At 35.6% G+C, this 18,659-nt stretch carries 31 protein-coding genes; 5 read left to right on the top strand and 26 right to left on the bottom strand.

Annotated features, from left to right (window positions below; genetic code table 11):
• Positions 1-17 precede the first annotated feature (17 nt).
• From BME96_RS07170 to BME96_RS19795, 4 genes are all read right to left on the bottom strand, one after another.
• Complete coding sequence (locus tag BME96_RS07170) at positions 18-1,208, bottom strand: hypothetical protein (RefSeq protein ID WP_231478681.1); 1,191 nt, start codon at positions 1,206-1,208, stop codon at positions 18-20.
• A 21-nt stretch (positions 1,209-1,229) separates the two neighbouring features.
• Positions 1,230-1,517 carry an alkaline phosphatase family protein gene (locus BME96_RS19965; RefSeq protein ID WP_231478680.1) on the bottom strand — a complete coding sequence of 96 codons (288 nt, stop codon included), beginning with the start codon at positions 1,515-1,517 and terminating at the stop codon, positions 1,230-1,232.
• Positions 1,518-1,797: 280 nt separating this feature from the next.
• Positions 1,798-2,574 (bottom strand): YtvA family blue-light photoreceptor, encoded by a 777-nt coding sequence (locus BME96_RS07165; protein WP_071648760.1) that lies wholly within the window; start codon positions 2,572-2,574, stop codon positions 1,798-1,800.
• Positions 2,575-2,736: 162 nt separating this feature from the next.
• On the bottom strand, positions 2,737-2,898 hold the full coding sequence (locus tag BME96_RS19795; RefSeq protein ID WP_019378945.1) for a hypothetical protein: 162 nt from the start codon (positions 2,896-2,898) through the stop codon (positions 2,737-2,739).
• Between the two features lie 182 nt (positions 2,899-3,080).
• On the opposite strand from BME96_RS19795, the gene BME96_RS07160 reads away from it, so the two are divergent.
• Positions 3,081-3,188, top strand: coding sequence for a YjcZ family sporulation protein (locus BME96_RS07160; protein ID WP_019378946.1), 108 nt, complete (start codon positions 3,081-3,083; stop codon positions 3,186-3,188).
• A gap of 97 nt (positions 3,189-3,285) precedes the next feature.
• Here the strand turns inward: BME96_RS07160 and BME96_RS07155 are convergent, their stop codons facing one another.
• Both BME96_RS07155 and BME96_RS07150 read right to left on the bottom strand, forming a co-directional pair.
• Positions 3,286-3,723, bottom strand: a complete 438-nt coding sequence (locus BME96_RS07155; RefSeq protein WP_071648759.1) for an antibiotic biosynthesis monooxygenase family protein — start codon at positions 3,721-3,723, stop codon at positions 3,286-3,288.
• A gap of 117 nt (positions 3,724-3,840) precedes the next feature.
• Positions 3,841-4,341, bottom strand: a complete 501-nt coding sequence (locus BME96_RS07150; protein ID WP_071648758.1) for a metallophosphoesterase family protein — start codon at positions 4,339-4,341, stop codon at positions 3,841-3,843.
• 143 nt (positions 4,342-4,484) lie between these two features.
• Between BME96_RS07150 and BME96_RS07145 the strand changes: the two genes are divergently transcribed.
• Positions 4,485-4,874: a hypothetical protein gene (locus BME96_RS07145; RefSeq protein WP_019378949.1), complete on the top strand. Its 390-nt coding sequence runs from the start codon at positions 4,485-4,487 to the stop codon at positions 4,872-4,874.
• 78 nt (positions 4,875-4,952) lie between these two features.
• Positions 4,953-5,558 carry a C39 family peptidase gene (locus BME96_RS07140; protein ID WP_071648757.1) on the top strand — a complete coding sequence of 202 codons (606 nt, stop codon included), beginning with the start codon at positions 4,953-4,955 and terminating at the stop codon, positions 5,556-5,558.
• Positions 5,559-5,676: 118 nt separating this feature from the next.
• On the opposite strand, the gene BME96_RS07135 is transcribed toward BME96_RS07140, so the two are convergent.
• Complete coding sequence (locus BME96_RS07135) at positions 5,677-6,093, bottom strand: universal stress protein (protein ID WP_060679111.1); 417 nt, start codon at positions 6,091-6,093, stop codon at positions 5,677-5,679.
• A 29-nt stretch (positions 6,094-6,122) separates the two neighbouring features.
• Positions 6,123-7,769, bottom strand: coding sequence for a SulP family inorganic anion transporter (locus BME96_RS07130; RefSeq protein ID WP_408068408.1), 1,647 nt, complete (start codon positions 7,767-7,769; stop codon positions 6,123-6,125).
• A 118-nt stretch (positions 7,770-7,887) separates the two neighbouring features.
• On the opposite strand from BME96_RS07130, the gene BME96_RS07125 reads away from it, so the two are divergent.
• On the top strand, positions 7,888-8,070 hold the full coding sequence (locus tag BME96_RS07125; RefSeq protein ID WP_019378953.1) for a helix-turn-helix domain-containing protein: 183 nt from the start codon (positions 7,888-7,890) through the stop codon (positions 8,068-8,070).
• A gap of 253 nt (positions 8,071-8,323) precedes the next feature.
• Here the strand turns inward: BME96_RS07125 and BME96_RS07120 are convergent, their stop codons facing one another.
• Positions 8,324-8,521 carry a hypothetical protein gene (locus tag BME96_RS07120; RefSeq protein ID WP_083547431.1) on the bottom strand — a complete coding sequence of 66 codons (198 nt, stop codon included), beginning with the start codon at positions 8,519-8,521 and terminating at the stop codon, positions 8,324-8,326.
• A gap of 129 nt (positions 8,522-8,650) precedes the next feature.
• Positions 8,651-9,307 (bottom strand): DUF4396 domain-containing protein, encoded by a 657-nt coding sequence (locus BME96_RS07115; RefSeq protein WP_071648755.1) that lies wholly within the window; start codon positions 9,305-9,307, stop codon positions 8,651-8,653.
• A gap of 161 nt (positions 9,308-9,468) precedes the next feature.
• Between BME96_RS07115 and BME96_RS07110 the strand changes: the two genes are divergently transcribed.
• The gene (locus tag BME96_RS07110; protein ID WP_019378734.1) at positions 9,469-9,852 is read left to right on the top strand and encodes a TIGR02328 family protein; all 384 of its coding nucleotides are present in this window, start codon (positions 9,469-9,471) and stop codon (positions 9,850-9,852) included.
• Positions 9,853-9,904: 52 nt separating this feature from the next.
• Here the strand turns inward: BME96_RS07110 and gvpU are convergent, their stop codons facing one another.
• The 16 genes from gvpU to BME96_RS07030 all read right to left on the bottom strand — a co-directional run bounded on the left by gvpU (position 9,905) and on the right by BME96_RS07030 (position 18,538).
• A complete protein-coding gene (gvpU, locus tag BME96_RS07105) occupies positions 9,905-10,312 on the bottom strand; it encodes a gas vesicle accessory protein GvpU (protein ID WP_071648754.1) in 408 nt (135 codons plus the stop codon).
• 29 nt (positions 10,313-10,341) lie between these two features.
• Positions 10,342-11,124: a GvpT/GvpP family gas vesicle accessory protein gene (gene gvpT, locus BME96_RS07100; RefSeq protein WP_071648753.1), complete on the bottom strand. Its 783-nt coding sequence runs from the start codon at positions 11,122-11,124 to the stop codon at positions 10,342-10,344.
• Between the two features lie 3 nt (positions 11,125-11,127).
• Positions 11,128-11,463: a gas vesicle protein gene (gene gvpJ / locus BME96_RS07095; RefSeq protein ID WP_060679099.1), complete on the bottom strand. Its 336-nt coding sequence runs from the start codon at positions 11,461-11,463 to the stop codon at positions 11,128-11,130.
• A gap of 64 nt (positions 11,464-11,527) precedes the next feature.
• Positions 11,528-11,812 carry a gas vesicle protein K gene (locus tag BME96_RS07090; RefSeq protein ID WP_019378730.1) on the bottom strand — a complete coding sequence of 95 codons (285 nt, stop codon included), beginning with the start codon at positions 11,810-11,812 and terminating at the stop codon, positions 11,528-11,530.
• Complete coding sequence (locus BME96_RS07085) at positions 11,778-12,056, bottom strand: gas vesicle protein (protein ID WP_060679095.1); 279 nt, start codon at positions 12,054-12,056, stop codon at positions 11,778-11,780. The genes BME96_RS07090 and BME96_RS07085 overlap by 35 nt, the downstream gene beginning before the upstream one ends.
• A 10-nt stretch (positions 12,057-12,066) precedes the next feature.
• Positions 12,067-12,885 (bottom strand): GvpL/GvpF family gas vesicle protein, encoded by an 819-nt coding sequence (locus BME96_RS07080; protein WP_071648752.1) that lies wholly within the window; start codon positions 12,883-12,885, stop codon positions 12,067-12,069.
• A gap of 5 nt (positions 12,886-12,890) precedes the next feature.
• Complete coding sequence (locus tag BME96_RS07075; RefSeq protein ID WP_071648751.1) at positions 12,891-13,151, bottom strand: gas vesicle protein GvpG; 261 nt, start codon at positions 13,149-13,151, stop codon at positions 12,891-12,893.
• Positions 13,151-13,915 (bottom strand): GvpL/GvpF family gas vesicle protein, encoded by a 765-nt coding sequence (locus BME96_RS07070; RefSeq protein WP_071648750.1) that lies wholly within the window; start codon positions 13,913-13,915, stop codon positions 13,151-13,153. Before BME96_RS07070 ends, BME96_RS07075 begins: the two co-directional genes overlap by 1 nt.
• Before the next feature lie 27 nt (positions 13,916-13,942).
• Positions 13,943-14,851, bottom strand: a complete 909-nt coding sequence (gvpN, locus tag BME96_RS07065; protein WP_071648749.1) for a gas vesicle protein GvpN — start codon at positions 14,849-14,851, stop codon at positions 13,943-13,945.
• A 22-nt stretch (positions 14,852-14,873) separates the two neighbouring features.
• Complete coding sequence (gene gvpO, locus BME96_RS07060) at positions 14,874-15,134, bottom strand: gas vesicle protein GvpO (RefSeq protein WP_019378724.1); 261 nt, start codon at positions 15,132-15,134, stop codon at positions 14,874-14,876.
• Between the two features lie 77 nt (positions 15,135-15,211).
• Positions 15,212-15,472 (bottom strand): gas vesicle protein GvpJ, encoded by a 261-nt coding sequence (gvpJ, locus tag BME96_RS07055; RefSeq protein ID WP_019378723.1) that lies wholly within the window; start codon positions 15,470-15,472, stop codon positions 15,212-15,214.
• A 25-nt stretch (positions 15,473-15,497) separates the two neighbouring features.
• Positions 15,498-15,962, bottom strand: coding sequence for a gas vesicle protein GvpQ (gene gvpQ, locus BME96_RS07050; RefSeq protein ID WP_019378722.1), 465 nt, complete (start codon positions 15,960-15,962; stop codon positions 15,498-15,500).
• A gap of 15 nt (positions 15,963-15,977) precedes the next feature.
• Complete coding sequence (gvpT, locus tag BME96_RS07045; RefSeq protein ID WP_019378721.1) at positions 15,978-16,463, bottom strand: GvpT/GvpP family gas vesicle accessory protein; 486 nt, start codon at positions 16,461-16,463, stop codon at positions 15,978-15,980.
• A 295-nt stretch (positions 16,464-16,758) separates the two neighbouring features.
• Positions 16,759-17,787: a spore photoproduct lyase gene (gene splB / locus BME96_RS07040; RefSeq protein ID WP_019378720.1), complete on the bottom strand. Its 1,029-nt coding sequence runs from the start codon at positions 17,785-17,787 to the stop codon at positions 16,759-16,761.
• On the bottom strand, positions 17,780-18,040 hold the full coding sequence (locus tag BME96_RS07035; RefSeq protein ID WP_071648748.1) for a transcriptional regulator SplA domain-containing protein: 261 nt from the start codon (positions 18,038-18,040) through the stop codon (positions 17,780-17,782). Before BME96_RS07035 ends, splB begins: the two co-directional genes overlap by 8 nt.
• Positions 18,041-18,151: 111 nt before the next feature.
• Positions 18,152-18,538 (bottom strand): DUF302 domain-containing protein, encoded by a 387-nt coding sequence (locus BME96_RS07030; protein ID WP_060679084.1) that lies wholly within the window; start codon positions 18,536-18,538, stop codon positions 18,152-18,154.
• Positions 18,539-18,659: the final 121 nt, after the last annotated feature.

The raw sequence follows: 18,659 nt of genomic DNA, 5'->3' as shown, positions 1-18,659 counted from the left end.
CGTATTCTAACGAAGTTCTAATTAGAATCAATTAAGTTGATAATATAATTTTTCATATCGACAAAACGTCTATGGAGAGGTTTTTCATTTGTACCAGCAATAATTAAAGGCACAAGTGACTCTTGTCTGTGAAGAGAACCATGTGCTGCCCCATTAAGATGAAATGGAGTAGATTGTGCTTTAAACTCATACCCTGGTTTTGCATTAACAACAATAAAGCGGCCTTCATGGGAATGCAAGGCTCCGGATAGTCTCGCCAAAGCATCCGGATAATCACCATAAGATATAAATTGTTTTTTTGTTAGAGTGAGATCAAGTATATCCAACTGTCCATTAATACTCCAATTCTGATTATAAATATCCGTATAAATCCCTCCATTCCGGTAGGTAATCATACCGGATTTCATACCTGAAACTACATGAACATCCTCGCCATCTTTCCAAGCAATGACATCAATACGTGATTCTCTTTGAAGCAGTTCAATTAACTTACGAATGGAAATTTCTTTATCTAAAATATAAATATAAGCCATACGCTGGTTTACACAAAATGCAATTTGATCATTATTTTTTGGTCTTCGTTGTATTTGAGCAACCTTGAACTGTTTAAATATTTTTCGTAAATTAATGAGCCCTTTGCGATAACTCGTTCCTGTGGCAGCATGCCCATTATCTCCAATTATCATCCAGACATTCTTTTCTAATGCCTTTTCCCAGCTTGGATACATATTTAATATCTTCTGAATTTCTTTATCGATTTTTTTAATAAGCTTTTTATCTGTAGGTCCTTTTAAATGAATACGCGCATCCATATCTTGAAAAATACAAAAGGTGAAACTTGGCAACTTGTTTTTACGGATCAGGTAACGTAGTTCTTTTGCTGTATACTTACAATTTCCTGCAGCAATTTGTGTTGGGAATCCCTTCTTCCTTATTTTGGAAAAAGTACCCAATGAAAATATGGAAGGAACCTGAGCTGTCCACTCTCCATTTTCAAATTTAGTAAACGTCCGAAGTATTTTCGGTGCTTTTAATTTTTGAGTTTTATTTCCTCGATATACAAATGAATTTATGGAAGCAGAATGCAGTTGCTTCTTTGCTAATTCCTCATAAATAGTTGTAACTTGTGAGCTTAAATGTTCATGATTTAGTTGGTAAAGCATGTTATGAATGGAACGACGCCATCCAATTCGAAACGTTTCCCTCAAGCCTGTCCCATAATTAATAAACTACAAGTTTCGGGTGTCAAACCAATGTAAGCCTGGAATTTGGTGCTTATCAGGATAAGTCCCTGTTAAAAGTGAACTGTCAATCGTTACAGACATAGTAGGGAAAGAGTTGACCATATTTGAAAAATACATTCCATTTTCCATTAAAAATTTTAAGGCTGGCGTTTGATCTGTTTGTACAGCTATCTCAAGAGGTTGAGGCATCAAGGAATCGATATTCAATAGAATTACGGGTTTATTTGACGATTTATCTTTTTTCACAATTCTCCCACCATCTTCCAAATTCATTGCTGGAACCACTATCCTATTAATTAAATTGTACAAGTTAAATGGTTCTATACATTATTTGAAGATGAAGAGGGAATAAGAATACAAGTGCAAACGTTGCAAGTAAGAAAGCCGTCCTCGCCTCATCCTTCTTAAACAGTTGCAGCTATACCGACAATAAGCATTCTGTTCGCCGGAGCTTGGCAGGACTATTAAGTATAACAACATAAATAGCAGAAGCAAAAATAACCGTTTGTTATAAAAAAAGCTCTGCAGGTCAATTAACACTGCAAAGCTTTTTTTATTTTCTTTGTAAATATTCAATAGCTGTTTTTACGTTATGAAATGTAGATAGGTTAGTGAAGCTTCCTTGGATGCTTGTTGTTTTAGCTGCTAATTCAGGGCGCATACCTGCTACCACCAACTCTTTTCCCATTAAGGAAACAAGCTGTTGTAATTTCAAAAATTTAGAAGCTATGTACGTATCTACTTCATGCAGGCCGGACAAGTCTACTATAAGATAATCCTCTTCTGCTGTTTCCAGATAGGATGAAACTTTATTAAACATAATCTCATACCGATTATCATTAAAGTCTCCTATAATTGGTAAGATAGAAGCATTATTAGTGATTGGAACAATTGGAGTAGATACAAGTTCCATTTCCTTTAATGTATTGTCTAATAATCTTGATTGTTCTTTTTCAATTGTTACATCTTTTTGCACACCAACAAAATAAAGTTCCTGTTCCTCTTCTAACCACATGGGATCAATTGACAACTCGTTCCAAAAACCTGTACCATCTTTTTTATAATTATAGAGCTGTATAGTGATGGATTGTTTATTTTTAATTGCATCCCGAACTTTTTGCACACTTTCTGTATCCGTATCAACACCTTGTAAAAACCGACAATTATTTCCTACTATTTCTTCTTTCGAATATCCAGTCATGTTTAAAAAACCTTCATTGACAAAGATAATCGGATTATCTTTCTGAGCTGGGTCTGTAATAACAAGACCAACCTTGGTAAAATTTAATGCCTTTTCAAACAAATGAAGACTTTTTTTGTGCACCTCCACTTTCTCCCCCCTTTGACGTACATTCTATATGTCTTCCTATACTAGCATATACTTCATTCTTTACACAATGGAAGTAAGCTTTAAATCTCTTGGCTTGCAGTTAGCCGTTACAATTAAAAAGCCGGAATACTATGCATATCCCGGCTACCAAAAAAGCATATGTTAATCTTTATTTCTTCCGCTACGTTTATTCTTCTTGTTATCCAAATTCAAAAACTCTGTATCCTCAGCGATCTCTACATCGTATTCTCGTTGTTTATTAAACTTATTTCGATTATTCTGTTTGTTTTTATCTTTATTGCGGTTTTTATTAGCTTCAGACATGATTAATATCCCTCCTGTTATCTATGACTCAAAATTATTATCCCCTCGATCAAAATAACTATGTAAGGAAGACATGCCTAAGCATTTTACGCTATTCTTATATTGTTGGTATATCCGCCTATATCACATCTGACAGTGAATACATATATTGCTATTATCCTGAGAAAAAGGAGGTTTTCATTATGGGTGCAAATGCAGGATATGGCTACGGTGGAGGCTTTGCCTTAATCGTTGTCTTGTTTATTTTGTTAATTATTATTGGTGCTTCTTATGTAGGCTACGGCTACTAAAAGTGCCGGTAAAAAAAGTGAAGTGAAGATAAATATCTTCACTTCTCCTTAAAAATAACGTGTTAAATTTACCCCATTCTCTGATGTACAAGAGAAATTAACTGCCCACTTGATAAACATGGTAGTTTGTTTTTCTTTTGAGAACATTTTTTTGCTGATCAATACCCTGTTTTGTCCCCCTATTTTTATGAGCATGTTGGTATGCTTTTGATTCTTGCCAGCTCCTAAAGGACGATTCTGAATCCCATTGAGTCATAATCGTATAAGTATCTCCTTCCAACGGTCTCATAACTCTAATAGAAATAAATCCATCCACCGCTTCAATCATTTTGGGTCTATTAAGAAACCGTTGCTCAAACTTCTCTCTCGCCTCATAAAACACCGGTACATTATTCAATACAATAACCCCACTATTCTCCAATGCGCCTGATTGATCAATAATTTCATATACGTCATCATTTATTGAGATATGATTGTCTCTTTCTCCAATAACTACTTTTTCATCTCTTTCTACAGAATTTATAATTATTTCCAATTTTCATTTTCCCCTTTTCATGCTTATTATTTTATAAAACTAATTGCTTTTTTCTTAATTGGGAGATCCATAGTTAACAATAATTACGTGTTATTATAGCTCTACTCACTTTCTTTTTTATTTTACTTCTTTACTAAAAAATTCAATTTCCGCGTGAATATTTTTATCAATTTCAAGAATCCCATATGAAAAATAAGGCAAAGCGCGCTTAGATGTAGGAGATCCAGGATTCATTAATAAAGTGTTTTTAAAATAACGGATTAAAGGAATATGTGAATGGCCAAAAATTATAGCATCCGGGCTTTCTTCTGTAAAAGCTTGTAATGCTCTTTGCTCGGTCGTCTTCTTTTCCCCGTGTCCATGCACAATCCCTATTTGGAATCCATTTACTTCTATTAATTGTTTTTCAGGAAACTTTGAAGTTATGTCATATGAATCAACATTGCCATAAACACCTTTTACCTCAGCATACTGACAAAGCAAATGATATACCTCCATGGATTTCCAGTCACCAGTATGAATAATCAGATCGGCCGATTTGCAAGCATTTATTAAATTTAGTGGTAATTGTACTGGTTCCCCGGCGATATGTGTATCTCCTGTAACGATAATTTTCATTTAATTCCACCTTTCAATATTGAACCATTAAATTGAAAAGAGAGTTAGTCTGTATGACTTTTCATCTTCAGTTAACACTAAACAAGAATAATTTTCAATAACAAAGACATTTCCGCATTAGAAGTAAGGGGGGAATTTAATCATTGTTTTCTTTTCGAGGGGATGCTCATAAAATTTATTTGCAATTAAAGAACCAAAACAGTAAAACACATAAAGACATTTCAGAAACTGCAGAAATTAAAGCGTATTATGAAAGTCTTGACCGGGAGACGCTTCAGCTTATTTACTATAGAATGATTAAAGAACAGAATGGCACAGGGATTATACCTATCTATGTATCCGCTATTCCTTGGCTTTTATTTCTCTTTTCTGGAAAAGTGGAGGAAATATTATTTGGAAACGGAAACCTTCTATGGGTCAGTTTTGCTTCAGTATATATGATTTTATTGACTCTAAGTGTACTATTTCACTTTAAAGAGAAGGCGTGGGCTGCTTTCCACCTTGAAATAATAAAAGACATATTAGAAAGCTAACTTGTTACTTTTCATTTACTTTCCAAAAAGTAATTATTAAGATACTCTGAAAGTAATATCTTATAAGGGGAAGATGAAATGAGCAAACAAGAGAGTAGTATAATTTCCAGCGTACCTATTGATTATCAGTATCCGGATTTGCCAACAGGATGTGAAGCAACGGCACTCTCCATGTTGTTACGTTGGGCTGATGTCAAAATAGATAAATTCTTGGTCGTAGATACATTAAAAAAAGGTGAAAAAGTTCATATGGTTGATGGGGTATGGTATGGGGCCAACCCAAATGAAGAATTTGTGGGAGATCCCTATTCCGATGATTCCAGTTTTGGCGTTTTTGAGAAACCGATTCTAGAGGTAGTAGAAAAATTCCTCCCCGGTAAAGGAATTAATTTAACTGGAAAGCCATTTAATACCTTAATCAATTATTTGGAAGAAGGTCAACCAGTTATGGCTTGGACTACACTTAAACAGCAAAAAACCTTCCATAGCAAATCCTGGTATGATAGAAGTGGTCATAAAATAGATTGGTATCGATACGAACACGCCGTAACGATGGTCGGGTTTAACGAAGAGTATGTATTCGTTAACGACCCAGATACAGGTAAACAAGAAGCGTATAATCGAATTACCTTTGAAGAAAATTGGATATCTCTTGGCAGGCGAGCAATTAGTGTTGCTCCTTAAATAGATAGTCACTTTTCAAAAAATAACACTATTAAATACCCTACTGCTACTATTTGTGAATCAAAAAAGCCAGGCTCTTTAATATGAACCTGGCTTTTTGAAATTAACATAACTTATTCTACTTTACGATAAGTACAGGACAGGTGACACGTTTAGCTACTTTATGACTAACGCTACCAAGGATCATTGTCTGTAATTTATTGAGACCTCTGCTTCCGATTACAACACAATCCACATCATGTTCCTGAGTAAACTTAATAATGGTAGGGCCTGGCTCTCCGTGAAGAATATGAACCTCGTATTCTACCCCTGACTGCCTAAGCAATTCTTCCACCTTATGAATCTTTTCTTTCCTTCTTTGTTCAATTTCGAACTTACCATTGCTATGCAATACATCCTCTTTGGAGGTTTGGCTGTCAACCACATAAATCACCTTAATGATACCTGAAAAATTGTTCGCTAACTCAACTGCATAATTTGCAGAGCGAATAGAATTTTCCGAGCCATCGGCAGCTAAAACTATCCGTTTGAACATATTCTTCACCTCGTTTTAAAATTATAAAATTAATGTCCTGATGCCTTTGATAATCCACCTATTTGCTTTTTCAAATGCATACTTTCTTCATTTAATCCTCGGTAAGAAACTTGGATACCATTCTGTTCAAACTTCATTTCAATTCTATCTAATGCACCAACTGCAGAATCATCCCAAAGATGCGCATTACTTAAATCTATTTCAACATCTTTAACTATATCCATATAATTAAACTTTTTTGGAAAATCGTTTACAGATGCAAAAAATAATTGGCCATTCACATGGTAGATTTTTTTCTGATCATTGTTCACTAATTCCTCTGTCACTTTTACGCGTGAAATTTTTGCTGCAAAGAAAATAGCACTTAATAACACACCTGCCAAGACACCAATGGATAGGTTATGAGTTGCAAGTACAATTACTACAGTTGTCACCATTACAAGTGCATCAGTACGTGGAAGTTTACTTAAATTTTTCACAGAAGCCCAGTCAAAAGTACTGATAGATACCATAATCATTACACCAGCCAACGCAGCCATTGGTATCTGTACTACAAGCCCTCCCATTACAATTATGAGAAACATAAGGAATCCACCTGCCACTAAAGCAGATAAACGTCCCCTTCCACCTGATTTCACGTTAATAACTGATTGACCAATCATCGCACAACCGGCCATTCCGCCAAAGAACCCAGCCACAATATTTGCAATACCTTGACCACGGCTTTCTCTGTTTTTGTCACTTTCCGTATCCGTCGCATCATCCACAATGTTAGCAGTCAACAAAGATTCTAATAGACCAACAATCGCTAATGACAAAGAATAAGGAAGGATAATCATTAAAGTCTCCCAAGTAAACGGAATAGAAGGAATCAGGAAAACAGGTAATTCCTGTGTAAGTGCACCCATATCTCCCACAGTTCCTACATTTAAATTCCCATAAATTGCGATAGCTGTAACAACTATAATAGCTACAAGTGTTGAGGGAATAGCTTTAGTTATTCGTGGAAAAATATAAATTATTGCCAATGTCAATGCAACTAATGCATACATAATCCAGCTTTCTCCTACAAAATGTTGTAGCTGAGCCGTAAATATTAATATTGCAAGTGAATTAACAAAGCCGACCATCACCGAACGTGGTACAAACTTCATAACTCTAGCAAGTTTAAAAACTCCAAATAATATTTGAAAGATTCCTGTTAAGATTGTTGCGGCAAATAAATATTGTAAGCCATGCTCGGCAACCAATGTAACCATTAATAATGCCATGGCACCTGTTGCTGCTGATATCATTCCTGGACGCCCACCTACAATTGCAATCACCACTGCAATACAGAAGGAAGCATACAATCCAACCATAGGATCAACACCTGCAATAATGGAAAATGCAATAGCTTCTGGTATAAGTGCCAATGCTACAACAATACCTGATAGGATATCTCCCCGTATATTGCCAAACCATTCTTGTTTTAATTGTTGCGTATTCAATACAGCACCTCTTTTTCCTATAATAGTTGTCTTTTGTGCATCACAAAAGCGTGTTCCGTGTACAACAAAATGAATCATACCATATAGCAAGAGGTTTACCAAATGGCTATAAAGCGCTGTCATTGTAAGAATACATCTATTTTCTTTTATTTTCTCCATATAACGACTAAATTTTATTAAACGCATAAAACCTTATACTCATTTATAATCATTTATAATGGAGTATATTTACTTATTATTTTTGTAAAAAGATAAGACTTTTATGATATGATATCTATAGGTTAATTGTTTGGAGGCGACCTAAATGACACCGGAAATCATGACTGTTTCACAGGTGGCTGAATATCTGCAACTCAGTGAAATGACGACATATAAGCTTGTTCAGGAAGGTAAGATTCCTGGATTTAAAATTGGAAGACATTGGAGAGTAAAAAAAGAGGACTTAAATGAATTTATCGAACGATTGAAAAACGGCGAACGTCTATAGGGAGATGTTCCCTTTTTACAGGATGGAATTGACGAGGAAGGCAGAAAGCACTGCCTTCTATTTTTATTAGCTGTTGCTGCATTTCTTGCAGACTAAAAAATCAAGTGTTACAATGCTTCGCAAAATAGTTAAGCTGTGAATTAACTTGATAGTACTGTAAACGGCCGTTTCGGAAAATACACTTCGCTTTCCGTGGGCAACCCTTCAGCTTCCTCGGAAGAAAACCACTTCCTTGAAAAAGAAACCCGCTTTTTCATGTAGATTTGTTGTCCATGGATTCCTGATTCTTTATTTTCACTTCTTCCACATCGGTATTACTATAAATGTGGGTACCATGACCACCAGTAGTTTTAGCAATAAATTCTTTTGCTTGGTTGTAAGTTAACCCTGATTTCTGTGCTTGTTTCATAAGTGTATTAACGGTCAAATCAGACATATTTTCTTCTCTCACATTAATAACCTCCATTTATGGATTATCTTATCCATCCAAATAAGATTCATTCATAACAAAGCTGTTTGTGGAAATGATAAATATGATGTAAAAATCTCATCGGGAAAATTCCCCAATGAGATATGTTACTTACATTGCTTCTTTAATTCCTTTTTTAACTAAAAACCAGTTAGCTGGATAACTAGTTAGGAAACCAAGTATCATAGCAATTTGCATCATAAACCAGTATGTGGCTTCAGTAGGTTTCGGTGGTTGAGCAAATAAGCCAAAATGAACAATTGCCATCCAACCAAACATACCGATTTCAAACATAATTAGTGACAATGTATCAGCTTTAATAGCATTTTTTAAATTTTGCATTACTCCTGCTTTTTTGTTCATTGGATAGATAGCATAAAATTGAAAAAGAATCCCGAATATATATGCTAAGGTAAACTGGACCACATAGTGTGCGAATAAGGTTGTGCCAAGCAACGTAAAGCCTGTCAGCATAACGATAGGCACTCCTGCAGCATCGCCAAGCGTACAGCCTGATGAACAATGACTTGTTGACATGAACACCTTGGCACCCCTGCCTCTGTTATCTTCTCCGTCATAATCCTTCGCCTTTAATCTACCCCACTTGAAATAACTCCATATAGCAAACGGCCCAAAAAACCAGCCATTAATTGGCCACACCACATTCATAATGGTCATCATTTGCGGATGTCTTACTACATCAATCATAATGATAATGGAGCTAATTATACCAATTCCTAAAGCAATCCACGAAATTGTTGTTAGCAAACGATCACCTCCATATTACGATTAAAATTTAATATAGTAAAACATACCCGTAACTGATATGATTAAACGTCGACCTTATAGGGTATTCTCTATATAGCTATATGGTTATCTATGTCAAAACATAAGTAACTATCAACAAATATATATAAGGAGAATGCAGGATGCGTCTTTGGCATGAAGATTTAATTACATATTTGCCTCGTCAGCAATTACTTGGCCAGCATAGAGAATGCTGTGCCTTAAGAGGGAATGGATGGGGAAAGAAACATAGTACAGTGAACTATGTTTTCAACTATTCGCCATATCTACTGTACAACTATCATATGAAGATTATCACTGAAATGAAAAATCGTGGTTATCAAATTGACCGTTTATGGGAGCACCCGGCATATCGAGGTAAAAGTTGCTCCCCTTATGATGAAACAGAAATAAAAGAACAGCATCAGACAGCAAGCTCTCCTATATATTGTGAGCATAATCAAAAATATTTACAGGAATGTATTGAGAATCTAAAAGAAAAAGGAATTGAGTTGGATTTCAGCTAAGCTTTAGCTTTAAAAAACGCATCTCCCTATTGAACGGGAAATGCGTTTTTAATTATTTATCATTATTTTTGCTTTTGGATTTAGGTTCAGCTATTCTCCCCAAGAAGAAACTATCAACCTCTTCCAGTTTACCACGCCATAAAATTTCTCCTTTTGATGGGGTTGGTTTACTGTCACCACAATAAATCCTTGTATTTTTCAAATGAATAAAATTTACTTCTTGTTGGTTACCGGAATCAGCTGATTCACCTGCTTCTGAAAGCTGCTGACTTACTTTCTGCGAGATATCGCTGCCATCCTCAAAGGATTGACTCATATTTTCAAAATACTCCGTAGCAGAAATTAGAGTACCCGTTACAATAGCTCCATGAACCAACAAAGAAATATCCAATTCAAAATCATGTTTATTAGCAGCTGTTACGAAAAATTCTAAAATATTATCCTTTGTATTTTCACTCATTGCTATCTCTCCCTGCTATATTTAAAATCTTAAGCTGAAGTATCATCATTTTTAGTTAATGCTGTTCCTTCTTCCTCACCGTCTGCATCTTTCGATTTATTGTCATCTTTCTTGCTGTTTTCTTTATCACTCTCTTCCTTTTGCTTATCTTTCTTTCCTTTTTTATTTGTGCTAGATTTCTTTTTAGTAGTGTTTTCATCCTTTTTATTTTCTTTTTTCTTTGAATCTTCCTCTTTATCTTCTTCATTATCATTCTCTTCTGAGGCGTCCGAATCTTCTTGTTCTTCTTCGGAAGATAAATCATTTTCTTCTGTTTCCTCATCTGAATCTGATTCCGACGAGTCTTCTGAATTAGCACCACTTACTTCCAATAGCTTGTTCATTTTTTCCTCTAAGTTATTTAAACGATTTGACAGTTGCTGATTCTCTTGTTTTAAATCTTCGTACGTCTCATCATTTTCTTCTGCTTGCTGAACAGATTGATCCTGTATCTCTTCATTCCCTTGATCTTCTTCCTGATTTTTATTAGAGAACATATTTACAGTGGATGTTTTGACATCCTTAAGTGTCTGACTTGTTTTATCTTTACTTGAATCTTTTAATTGCTTCCATTTATTTTTAGTTTTCGAACCAAATTCAGAACTTTTCTCATTTAATGCCTTGGTTAGTTTTTGGCGATTTTCTTCAGCGGATATATAGCCAACCGCGGCACCAAGTATACCACCGGCTGCAGCTCTTCCTACAGGGTTCGTTTTTCTACTTGTTTCCTCATTGTTCAGGTTTGAATCGTTCTGGTTGTTTTCTTCAGTCATTTTTTATCCCTCCGATTTTGATTCTGTTGTAATTCTATTGTTGGTATTCACTTGACTTTCCAGTGCATCAAGTCGATCTTTTAATAATTTATTTTCTTCTTCTAATGCTTGTGTATTCTCATTTGCCTTGGAGCTTAAATAAGGATCCGTCTCCCACCAGTCCATACCGATTTCTTTCGCTTTATCTACAGAGGCTACGATTAACCGTATTTTTATTGTCAGCAGTTCTACATCTGCAATGCCTACACGAATATCACCAGCTATAACCACACCTTTATCCAAAACCTTTTCAAGTACGTCTACAATCGTGCTCGATTGCATAGGATGTTCAACAGCCATGAGTTTTCCTCCCTTCTTTACCCTTTCATTAATAAACAAAATAGACTTTACATTTTTTTGTAGTTTATAATAGATTTCCTAACGGGCCGAGATCTATATTTAAGTCTTCTGCTTCTAAACCAAATACTTCCTTCAGCTCTTCCATCTTGTCTTCCAAGTTCATCAAAGCAACTCCAAGATCTTCAATTTGCTGATCAGAAAGTGTTCCACCTTCCACTCTTCTCATCGCATGTCTTTCTACTATTTGTCTGAGTAACTCAATTACTGTCATCACAAGCTGTGCTAAACCATCTTCTGCATTATCCGGATCCAAATTAATCCGTCCATTTGTTTGGCTGGCCGGTTGCATCAACTAACGCCCTCCTTTCGTCATCGAACTGGTCAGAAGTAACATCTTTTCGATTATTCTCATAAGATTGCACCAGAGTTTCTACGGATGAAATTAATACCCGCAAATCAAGATAGACGAGATCTACACCGGCAATGGAAATAATGAGATCTCCTTTAATTGCAACACCTTTATCAAGAATGACGTCTAAAATATCAATTAATCCTACTTCTTTGTTTTCAATTGTTTCTCGTACAGAAGGCATTTCTATCTCCTCACTTTTTCATCTGACCCAAACGGGAGAAATGATATGCCGGCCATGGACCAGTAGCTTCCATTTGCAAGCCTAGTTCCCCCATCTTCTGTTCTTGTATCTTTACTTCCTCCAAAAACCGATTTACTTCGTTTTGTTCCAATAAATACACACTGTTCCAACTCATGTTCTCTTTTCGACCTGTCGCTTTTTTATCCCAGTTTTTTTTCACGTCTGCTTGAACCGCATACGCTGTTAATTCGTCATGAATGTGTCCACAAAGCTGCTCTCTTTCCTTTTCTAACTCTCTTTCAACCAGTTGGTCGAGTTTCTTTTTTTCAAAAAACTGTTTTCCAGGTGGCAAGCTGCTTATTTCTTTCCTTTTTGCTTCTATAGTTGAATTACTATCGCTTACCTTCTTTTTAAGTATTTCATCATTGGAAAAGACTTTCACGTTCCATTCTTCTTTTCCATATATTCTAGAAATAGATTCTGTAAGCTGATCCATTTGGGATGAAATAGATGTAATTAAACTATCTTCATTGTTGTATATCGTGCAAAAAGATAGTGGAATAACTGTATAGAGTTTATTTAGTAACATGAGCACCTCATGGTGATGAAATGCTTTTTTTTGCAGCCATTCCAAATCATTGTTCATTTTCTCTTCAATAAATGACTCTGTATATGCGTTGCTGTCAAGTTTACATAGTATTGCTGTGATTTCACCCATAGGTAAAGCGTGTATTACCTCTTCATCATCAAAACCTCTCTTCTCAGGTAAAACACTTTCTTCATATTCACTCGTGGGAACCAGACCATATAAATATACTTTTTTCACCATTACTATCACTCTTCCTTAGGTTTCGTTAAAGCTTTCCATTGTTCCAGTTCTTTCCTTTTAGCTATTTCGTATCGTTCCAGAAGCTCGGCTTCCTTATGCTTATACTCTTCCTCTGACATCTCCTGCAGTTCATATTTCATTTGTAGCTGTACCAGTTTCTTTTGAATGGTTGGAAGATCATATAACTCCTTATCCGCTTCTTCCTGTATTTTTCCGCCTACTTTTTTCACCATATTCAAAGGTCCGGTAACTAGTTTGTGAAGCATTAGGCTTCCTCCACCGTCAGACGTATATTTATAAAATTATAAGCAGGCCATGGACCTGTATAATTAAATTCAACCTGCTCCTTCCAACGCTCGTGCGCTTCATTCACCAGTTCATCAAATTCTTCTTCTTTCTCTTGATCTACTAAAAAAGAAGCGTTTAAAAGCATTGTCTCACTAATAGGATCATTATCTTTAGCTGCTTCAGCTTTTTCCTCTAATTGCTCAAAAATATCTGTTTTGACTTCACTTTGTAGCTGATTAAATAATTCTTGAGCTTTTCCACCCAATTTTATGCGATCATAATAACCAGCCTCTTTTGACTTAGCTTGAACGGTTCTAGTCATTTCATCAATCTCTGGATGTTGATTTACCCGTTTTTCCAACCATTCTTTCTTTCCAATTACTTTTAGGCCCAGTTCTATTTTCCCTTTTATTTTAGGAAACAGTTCAGTAAACTGTGGGTGAAGGTTTTGCAAAAGAACTTCTACATCACCCTTCGAATTGAATACATTCCCAAAACTAATAGGAATTACCGTATCATTCTTATCCATAACTCTTGAAATAACTTGTTGATGCATCATTAGGTTTTCCTTGTTCGGGTGATATATTTTCATAGGTACTTCCGTTGCAACCATGGCTGCATTTTCGTAATGAATTGTAAAAATAGCTCTTTTCTCACCTTCAAATTCTACATGTCCAAAATCTTCCTCATCGGTTGCTTCCACCCCACAAAAAATATAAATGCCCGTTTCTTGCTGTTCCATTATTCTCTCTCCTCTTGTTAGCATCTTTTACTCATTCAATTCTTCCATAATTATATTTTCAGCCTCTTTTAGTGCTTCATCTGCATTCACACATTGACTTAGTGGATATGTTAAAATGTCTAAACACAATTGTTGAAAATCCTCATCTTTTGATTCGATAGGTATGTCTTGCTTTGAAGCAAGCTTCGCTAGCATTAGCGAGGATCTTAGGCTTGGTCCTTTGCCATCATTATGACTACATTTTCCCCTTAGTTTTGCTACCAAGTGACTGATATACAGAGCATCTTCTTTATCTAGTTCACTTTTCTCAGCCACGATCCGCGCCTCTTCTTCAGGATCTTCATACGAGATAGGTATCGTAATTAATCGATCCAATAATGCATCTTGTGTTTTATAAACACCAGCATATTCAGCTGGATTACTTGTAAAAATTACTGAAAAAGATGGATGAACACGAGCAAAAGGTTCTTTTGACTTCGTTCCATAAAGGGGAATAATTCCTTCTTCCAAAATGGAAAGAAATAAATTATTCGTTGTTGGTTGGGAACGGGTAAATTCATCATATACAAGTGTATATCCATTCAATACAGCTTCTAACAAACGCCCATTCTCCCATGTTTCTGAAACACTTTCCTCTTTTTTATATACTGTGCGCACGTATTGATCTATTACTTTTTTACTTGTGTAACCAGTAAAGTCACCAATTAAATCCTTGTTGTTCATTTCATGATTCCCATGAATTAGCATTACAGGTCGCTTTCTTTTTCTAGCAAGAGCAAGTGCAATCGATGTCTTACCAGTACCTGCAGGTCCAGTAAAATGAATAGGATAACCAGCTTGTATATAATCGAATGTTCGCTTCAGCAACATTTTAGTGTTATCACTTTCAACCAGCTGATTGGAACGCTTATTTTTACTTTCCTTGATAAAAGACATTCTTTATCCTCCAGTCACTCCTTTAGTTTTGTATTTTACTACGGTAACGAATATCTAACCGTTTAAAAGAAGTAACTTCCTTATTCTTATTAACTGCTACCTCATAAATTCCCAGCATTTCATCTTTTGCATATTTTTTCATGTACTCCTTCTCTTCGATTACTTCCAGTGTGAGGTTCCAGCCTTCCTCTTCACCAGCTTCCACTGCAGTAATTTTATGAGGAGGAGCTACATGCTCTTCAAAAAAATCATTTACATTTTCCATGACTTCTTTAATCTCCATTGTCTTCCTCCTGATCCATTATTCTTAAAAGTTGAAGGGATCATCCTGTTAGGGAAGATCCCTTCATAGGAATTATATTAAATACTAAACTGTGCATTTCTTTCATTGCTTTGCTGTGGCAATCCTTCTTCTTCCACCTCGTCACGGAGCAAGCCAACAGCTTCCGCATAACGTAACCAAGTGTCTACACTCGCAATAACCACTCTTGCTTCTACAGTTAAAATCTCAATACCTACCACGGATACTCTTGCATATGCATCAATTACAATCCCTTTATCCAGGATACGGTCAATCACCTCTGCTAAACTTGAACTATCTGCAGTCTTTTGTACAGCCATGTTTCATTCTCCTCTCATCATGTGTTTATCCAATTTTTTTAATTGATGTAATAGATTTTACATCTGATGATTTTTTTACATTTGCAGGACCTTTAATAGTAGTTGCACTTTTTATACTTGATACGCCTTTTATTTGATGTGCACCTTTTACTTTACTTCCTTTTTGCTCATCATTAGAGGAGATTTTTTCTTGAAATTCCTCTCCTGCCTCTTTCGCTTTTTTTAATTTTTCCTTTAAAGTTAACAACGCATCCTGAGTTTTTTCCTTTGCACTCTCGGCACTACCTTGGACCTTTTCAGCATTTTCCTCTTTAACCTCAGCAAGGTTATTTGATGCTTGAGTCACTTTGTCCTGCACTTTATTTTCTATTTTTTCGACCGACTTTTCTTTTGCTTCTTCTTTTATTTTTTCTTTCCATTCATCTGGAGCTTTCTCCACTGCGGTTTTCGCTAATTTTCCGGCAGTTTTTTTTATAGGACTATTACTCATCATCCACCTCCTTTACTACTTATCCAACGCCTTTAGCAACGTGTTTAATTTATCCTCAATTCGCTCAAGATTATCGTTTAACTCCTTATTCTCCTGCTTTAATTCCTGGTACCGATCGTCTCCATCCTCTGAGCTGCTTTCTTTATTTTGTTTATTTGATGGGCTTGTCTCCTGACTTTCACCCAATAATTTTTGTTGATACTTACTTAAGGAGCTTGTGGCACTTTGCTTTAACATAATCATCGCTTGTTCGGTTACCATTTCCTGAGCTGTGCGACGTAACTCTCTTCCCGCACTTTGGAGGACTTCTGATTGCCCAATTCTTCCAGCAACCTTCTTACTGACTTCCGGACTGGCAAGCAATCCTACCCCTGCACCAACAACTCCTCCAATAACAGCAGGATATAACCCATTTTTATACTTTTCATCTGACTGGTTATTCTGACTTGTAACCTCATTTGATTGATTGTCTGATTCTGTTTCTAATGATTCATCAGCCATTAGATCACCTGCTTTCCGTATTATTAAAAATTCATTTGATAATATTAAATTTTATTAGTGAATAGCCTTTTACCGGACAGCACAAACCTCTGATAATTTTAAAAAGCAATTTCTTACCATTATTTTCACCTTATATAACAAGACTACAGTTTTCTGTAACAATAAAATCCTTTAAATAATAGAGGTTTCATAAAGATTTGGTTCCCTCTGCAAAAATATTACGTTCTGATTACCTTTTGATTACACACCTGTAATATCTGTTTTAAAATAAAAAACGCCACCATAGTGACGTCTTTTAAGTAAAATATTCAATTTTAGCTTCTGGAAAGTAAGTATGGATGTAGCTGCCTAATGTATCCTTGATATCTTCCTGTTCTTCATTCGTATACACGTACTTACCAATACCATAACGCCCCCATTTCCATTTACGTTTAGATTCATCGAGTTCCAATTTTGTCATAGGATAATTTTCTTGAATAACTCGCTTAGCAGGCTTCGTAAATCGATGTTGGATCAGTTCAAAGGTCAAATCTTTTTTTGCGTTTGAGGGCAGAGCTGCTTCCAGTTTCTCAAACATTTCCTTATACCCTTCCTGCCATCCTTCATGAAGATAAATGGGAGCAACAATAAATCCTAATGGATAGCCTGCTTCTGCAATTTTAACTGCAGCTTCAATTCGTTCATTTAGTCTCGAAGTACCTGGCTCAAAGTATTTAATAATATATTCATCGTTTACACTAAAACGAAACCTCGTTTTTCCATTATGTTTTGCGTCCAGCAGATGATCTACATGCGCAAACTTTGTAACAAATCGAAGCTGACCATATTCGGACTTACCAAAATACTCAATAGCTCGTTTTAGTGTGTGTGTTAAATGGTCAATACCTACAATATCTGATGTACAGGATGCCTCAAATCGAGTTGGTTCTGGCGCCCGTTCTTTCATATATTCTTCTGCTGCTTCAAAAATTTCTTCAACGTTCACATACGTTCGTATGTAAGGCTTGCTCCCCATGGTTGTTTGGAGATAGCAATAATGACAATGCCCCATACAACCTGTTGCGAAAGGAATAGCATATTCAGCGGAAGGCTTGGAAGTATCAAATTTTAATGTTTTACGTAGCCCTACTACCAACGTAGATTTTGCAGTACGATATTTTTGAAAATGATTATCCCCTGGTAAATTACGAATCTGATTATGAGAAGTGGTTTGACGAATTTCAATTCCCATACCTTCGAATTTTTCAATCAACTTCTTTCCTAACGGATATTCCAATGCTTTTGGCTCCACGTATACGAGTTGCGGGACAAACGGTTTAACCATAGAATTCCTCCCCAGAATCTACTGTACCAAATGCTTGTTGGTAAGCTGCTTCAGCTTCTTCCTCTGTTGTGAATACCGCATATTCTTCTGTTAAAGGAAAGTAATTTTCATGAATAAACAAAGCTAATGAATTAGCATCTTCCGGGTTTTGCACGACAGCTGCCTGCTGAATATGAGCAACGTCTTGAGCATGAGGATTACGAATAATAATATACACAATTTCACCTGGATTGAATGATTGATTGATTTCCAAGTTTTTCACCTGTCTTTCTTATAATCTACTCTCATTCTTCCTCAGTAATTAGAAATTATGTAAAAAGAAAAAACCGTTGCCTTTAAATTAAGCAACGGTAAATTAAAAATATTATGCAATGCTATTATCCATACATCGAATTAAACGTTTTTCTATATTATTTGCAAAATCCTTAAGTTTATCATCGTCAACCATTTCAATAAGCTTTGTTGGACGAGGCATGCCAATCTTCGTTTCTCCTGCATCTTCATAAACTACAATCTTACATGGAAGAAAATATCCAGCCATTTGATTACGTGATAGAATTTCTTTCGCCTCTTTTGGGTTACATACTTCTAAAACATGGTAAGACTGGTCATATTCAAAACCTTTATTTTGCAATGTTTCCTTAATATCGAAATTCCAAAGGACTCCAAATGATTCTTCCTTTAAACTTGTTTCAAGTGACTTAATAGCTTCTTCCACCGTTTGGTTTGTATTAATTGTATAATGAAACATTTATAAAACATCCCCTCAAAAATTGATTTCTACTTATAATATACCCCTAATCGTTTTTTTGATAAACATGTGATGTTTATCACAGATTTTTATTGTAAATCGAGTATACTTTAATTATAAT

Origin of the sequence: Virgibacillus halodenitrificans (assembly GCF_001878675.1) — a bacterium.
Classification (GTDB): domain Bacteria; phylum Bacillota; class Bacilli; order Bacillales; family Amphibacillaceae; genus Virgibacillus_Q; species Virgibacillus_Q halodenitrificans.
Note: the sequence above shows the minus strand (reverse complement) of the source record. Positions and strands in the feature narration are given on the sequence as shown.

Coding starts and splice junctions, on each gene's coding strand:
- BME96_RS19965 (WP_231478680.1), bottom strand. CDS start 1,517: ATGAATTTGGAAGATGGTGGGAGAATTGTGAAAAAAGATAAATCGTCA.
- BME96_RS19795 (WP_019378945.1), bottom strand. CDS start 2,898: ATGTCTGAAGCTAATAAAAACCGCAATAAAGATAAAAACAAACAGAAT.
- BME96_RS07160 (WP_019378946.1), top strand. CDS start 3,081: ATGGGTGCAAATGCAGGATATGGCTACGGTGGAGGCTTTGCCTTAATC.
- BME96_RS07150 (WP_071648758.1), bottom strand. CDS start 4,341: ATGAAAATTATCGTTACAGGAGATACACATATCGCCGGGGAACCAGTA.
- BME96_RS07140 (WP_071648757.1), top strand. CDS start 4,953: ATGAGCAAACAAGAGAGTAGTATAATTTCCAGCGTACCTATTGATTAT.
- BME96_RS07135 (WP_060679111.1), bottom strand. CDS start 6,093: ATGTTCAAACGGATAGTTTTAGCTGCCGATGGCTCGGAAAATTCTATT.
- BME96_RS07130 (WP_408068408.1), bottom strand. CDS start 7,769: ATGCGTTTAATAAAATTTAGTCGTTATATGGAGAAAATAAAAGAAAAT.
- BME96_RS07125 (WP_019378953.1), top strand. CDS start 7,888: ATGACACCGGAAATCATGACTGTTTCACAGGTGGCTGAATATCTGCAA.
- BME96_RS07110 (WP_019378734.1), top strand. CDS start 9,469: ATGCGTCTTTGGCATGAAGATTTAATTACATATTTGCCTCGTCAGCAA.
- gvpU (WP_071648754.1), bottom strand. CDS start 10,312: ATGAGTGAAAATACAAAGGATAATATTTTAGAATTTTTCGTAACAGCT.
- gvpT (WP_071648753.1), bottom strand. CDS start 11,124: ATGACTGAAGAAAACAACCAGAACGATTCAAACCTGAACAATGAGGAA.
- gvpJ (WP_060679099.1), bottom strand. CDS start 11,463: ATGGCTGTTGAACATCCTATGCAATCGAGCACGATTGTAGACGTACTT.
- BME96_RS07090 (WP_019378730.1), bottom strand. CDS start 11,812: ATGCAACCGGCCAGCCAAACAAATGGACGGATTAATTTGGATCCGGAT.
- BME96_RS07085 (WP_060679095.1), bottom strand. CDS start 12,056: ATGCCTTCTGTACGAGAAACAATTGAAAACAAAGAAGTAGGATTAATT.
- BME96_RS07080 (WP_071648752.1), bottom strand. CDS start 12,885: ATGGTGAAAAAAGTATATTTATATGGTCTGGTTCCCACGAGTGAATAT.
- BME96_RS07075 (WP_071648751.1), bottom strand. CDS start 13,151: ATGCTTCACAAACTAGTTACCGGACCTTTGAATATGGTGAAAAAAGTA.
- BME96_RS07070 (WP_071648750.1), bottom strand. CDS start 13,915: ATGGAACAGCAAGAAACGGGCATTTATATTTTTTGTGGGGTGGAAGCA.
- gvpN (WP_071648749.1), bottom strand. CDS start 14,851: ATGTCTTTTATCAAGGAAAGTAAAAATAAGCGTTCCAATCAGCTGGTT.
- gvpO (WP_019378724.1), bottom strand. CDS start 15,134: ATGGAGATTAAAGAAGTCATGGAAAATGTAAATGATTTTTTTGAAGAG.
- gvpJ (WP_019378723.1), bottom strand. CDS start 15,472: ATGGCTGTACAAAAGACTGCAGATAGTTCAAGTTTAGCAGAGGTGATT.
- gvpQ (WP_019378722.1), bottom strand. CDS start 15,962: ATGAGTAATAGTCCTATAAAAAAAACTGCCGGAAAATTAGCGAAAACC.
- gvpT (WP_019378721.1), bottom strand. CDS start 16,463: ATGGCTGATGAATCATTAGAAACAGAATCAGACAATCAATCAAATGAG.
- splB (WP_019378720.1), bottom strand. CDS start 17,787: ATGGTTAAACCGTTTGTCCCGCAACTCGTATACGTGGAGCCAAAAGCA.
- BME96_RS07030 (WP_060679084.1), bottom strand. CDS start 18,538: ATGTTTCATTATACAATTAATACAAACCAAACGGTGGAAGAAGCTATT.